We start from the raw sequence: 2,854 nt of genomic DNA on the forward strand, positions 1-2,854 counted from the left end.
GGTGCGGGTACTCCCGCCCCGACCGCCGCAGGCACACTGGACCAGGTCCAGGTGGACTCCCGGCGCCTCGTCCTGGACCACCTGCGGGCGGTCACCCCCGCCGTGGAATCCCTCGTCCAGAACGCGGGCACGCTCGCCGGCTGGGGCGTGGAGATGGCCGGCCGCCTGCTGGCCGGACAACGCCTCCTCGCAGCCGGCAACGGCGGCTCGGCCGCCGAGGCGCAGCACCTCACCGCGGAACTGGTGGGCCGGTTCGACGGCGAGCGCGAGCCGTTCTCGGCGATCTCCCTGCACGCCGAGAGCTCGGCCGTCACGGCCATCGCGAACGACTACGGGTTCGACCGGATGTTCGCCCGGCAGGTGAGCGCCCATGGCCGCCCCGGCGACATCCTGATGCTCCTGAGCACGAGCGGCAAGAGCCCCAACCTGCTGCACGCCGTGGAGGCCGCGAGATCGGCCGGCATCACGACCTGGGCCCTCACGGGGGTGGGCCCCAACCCGTTGACCGAGTGCGTGGACGACTACGTGGCGATCGACGCGGCGTCGGCCAATGCGCAGGAGGGCCACCTGATCGCGCTGCACGCCATCTGCCGGGCCTTCGACGCCGAGGTCCGCCGCTACCGGGAGGCCCAGCGATGAGGATCGTGGTGGTCGGGGACGTCCTGCTCGACACGGACCTCTCGGGCGGCGCCGGCCGGCTCTCACCCGACGCGCCCGTCCCCGTCGTCGACGTCGACGCGGTCCAGCGCCGTGCGGGAGGAGCGGGCCTCGTGGCCCGCATGCTGCAGGCGGACGGGCACGACGCCGTCCTGGTCACCGTCCTCGGCGAGGACGACGCCGCAGGCCTGCTGCGCGCCGAACTCGACGGCGTGACCGTGGTCGCCGGCCCCTCCGGGGCGCCCACGCCGGTGAAGACACGCGTGCGCGCCTCGGGCCAGCCCGTGGTGCGTTTCGACGAGGGCTGCGCGAAGCCACCCCTCCCGGGCTGCACGGCGGACATGCTCGCGGCGCTCGACGGCGCCGACGCGATCATCGCGGCGGACTACGGCCGCGGGCTCCTCGTCAACGACACACTGCGTGCCCGCCTCGAGGCGCTGGCCGCCTCGGTGCCCGTCGTGTGGGACCCGCATCCCGCCGGCGCGCAACCGGTCCCGGGAGTCGCCGCGGTGACGCCGAACATCGGGGAGGCACTCCGCTTCGCCGAGGTCGAGGGCTCCGGCACGCAGGCCGCCGCCGCGGCCGCCGACGTCCTGCTCCGGACCTGGGGGAGCCGGGCGGTCCTCGTCACGATGGGGGAGCACGGCGCCCTCGTGGCGTCGGCCGGCCTGCTGCCCCAGGTGGTGCCCGCACCGCGCGTCACCGCGTCCGACCCGTGCGGGGCGGGTGACCGCTTCGCGTCCGCGCTCGCCGTCGGGCTCGCAGGCGGAGCCGCGATCGACGTCGCCGCACAGCAGGCGACCGAAGCAGCGGCACACTTCCTCGCCTCGGGAGGTGTCGGCGCGATGGGCCGCAGCCGCGAGGAGGCGCCCGAGCAGTTGCCCGTCGACGGCCTCGACGCACTCATGGTGGCCCGCCGGACGCGGGAATCGGGTGGCACGGTGGTCGCGACCGGCGGGTGCTTCGATCTCCTGCACGCCGGCCACGCCCGCACACTCGCGGCGGCCCGACGGCTCGGGGACTGCCTGATCGTCTGCCTCAACTCCGACGAGTCGGTGCGGGGGCTGAAGGGCGAGCACCGGCCGATCATCAAGCAGGAGGACCGCGCCGAGCTGCTCGCCGCACTCGAGTGCGTCGACGCCGTGCTCGTCTTCGGTGAGTCCACACCGGAGAACGCCATCTCGCGCCTCCAGCCGGACATCTGGGTCAAGGGCGGCGACTACGCGGCGGAGGACCTCCCCGAGGCCGCCCTCGTGAGCAGTTGGGGCGGCAGGACGGTCACCGTCCCGTACATCCCGGCACGCTCCACCACCAAACTTGCAGCCGCGCTGGCACGCGTCGGCTGACGGGCTGCAGATCCGCGCCCGGCCTGATTGCGCCGGGCGCACGCAACGAAAGGAACAGCATGACTGAGAACGCAACCACCACTCCGGGGACCAGCGGCTACAACCCGGGACGGGTCCTGGTGACGGGCGGGGGCTCGGGCCTCGGCGCGGCCATCGTCCAGGGCGTCATCGCCGCCGGAGGCACCCCGGTGGTGCTCGACCGCGACATCAGCCGCGTCACGGGCGTCAAGGCCTTCGAGGTCGACGTCGCGGACCGTGCGGCCGTCGAGGCAGCCGTCCGGGAGGCCGCCGAGACGATGGACGGCCTGGACGCCGTCGTCACCGCGGCGGGCATCGACCGGTGCGGGGCGCTCGACACCGTCCCGGCCGACGAGTGGGAGAAAGTGATCGGCGTGAACCTGATGGGCACGGCCTCCACGGCCCGCGCCGCCCTGCCGTACCTGAAGGAGTCGCACGGCCGCGTGGTCACGATCGCCTCGACGCTCGGCATCAAGGCCGTGGGCGACGCGACGGCCTACTGCGCCTCCAAGTTCGGGGTGATGGGCTTCTCGCAGGCCCTCGCCGCCGAGACCGCCGGCCAGATCGGCGTCACGACGATCATCCCCGGCGGCATGAAGACGCGTTTCTTCGACGACCGCGACGAGCAGTACAAGCCGCAGGACGATTCACGCCTCAACGACCCCGAGCGGGTGGCCGAGGCGATCCTCTTCGCGCTCTCGCAGCCCAAGAGCTGCGAGATCCGCGAGATGGTCATCGCCCACGCAGAAGAAGGCTCGTGGCCCTGAGTTCGGCCACGTCCGGATAGACGACGGCGGGCTGGACGGCCGCGACGAACGAGTCATCGTGCTCGC

The 2,854-nt window shown here is 73.4% G+C and carries 3 protein-coding genes; all 3 read left to right on the plus strand.

Features of this window, described 5'->3' with window-relative positions:
- The first annotated feature begins 36 nt into the window (after nucleotides 1-36).
- The 3 genes from CVO76_RS01575 to CVO76_RS01585 are packed head-to-tail and all read left to right on the plus strand — an operon-like array spanning nucleotide 37 to nucleotide 2,788.
- On the plus strand, nucleotides 37-639 hold the full coding sequence (locus CVO76_RS01575; RefSeq protein ID WP_133081028.1) for a D-sedoheptulose-7-phosphate isomerase: 603 nt from the start codon (nucleotides 37-39) through the stop codon (nucleotides 637-639).
- Entirely contained in the window at nucleotides 636-2,003 is a 1,368-nt protein-coding gene (gene rfaE2, locus CVO76_RS01580; RefSeq protein ID WP_208740448.1) for a D-glycero-beta-D-manno-heptose 1-phosphate adenylyltransferase, read from the plus strand. Before CVO76_RS01575 ends, rfaE2 begins: the two co-directional genes overlap by 4 nt.
- Before the next feature lie 59 nt (nucleotides 2,004-2,062).
- Nucleotides 2,063-2,788, plus strand: coding sequence for an SDR family oxidoreductase (locus CVO76_RS01585; protein ID WP_208740449.1), 726 nt, complete (start codon nucleotides 2,063-2,065; stop codon nucleotides 2,786-2,788).
- The last annotated feature ends 66 nt before the right edge of the window (nucleotides 2,789-2,854 follow it).

This window comes from Arthrobacter agilis (assembly GCF_002953615.1).
In the GTDB taxonomy this organism is placed as follows: Bacteria; Actinomycetota; Actinomycetes; order Actinomycetales; family Micrococcaceae; genus Arthrobacter_D; species Arthrobacter_D agilis_B.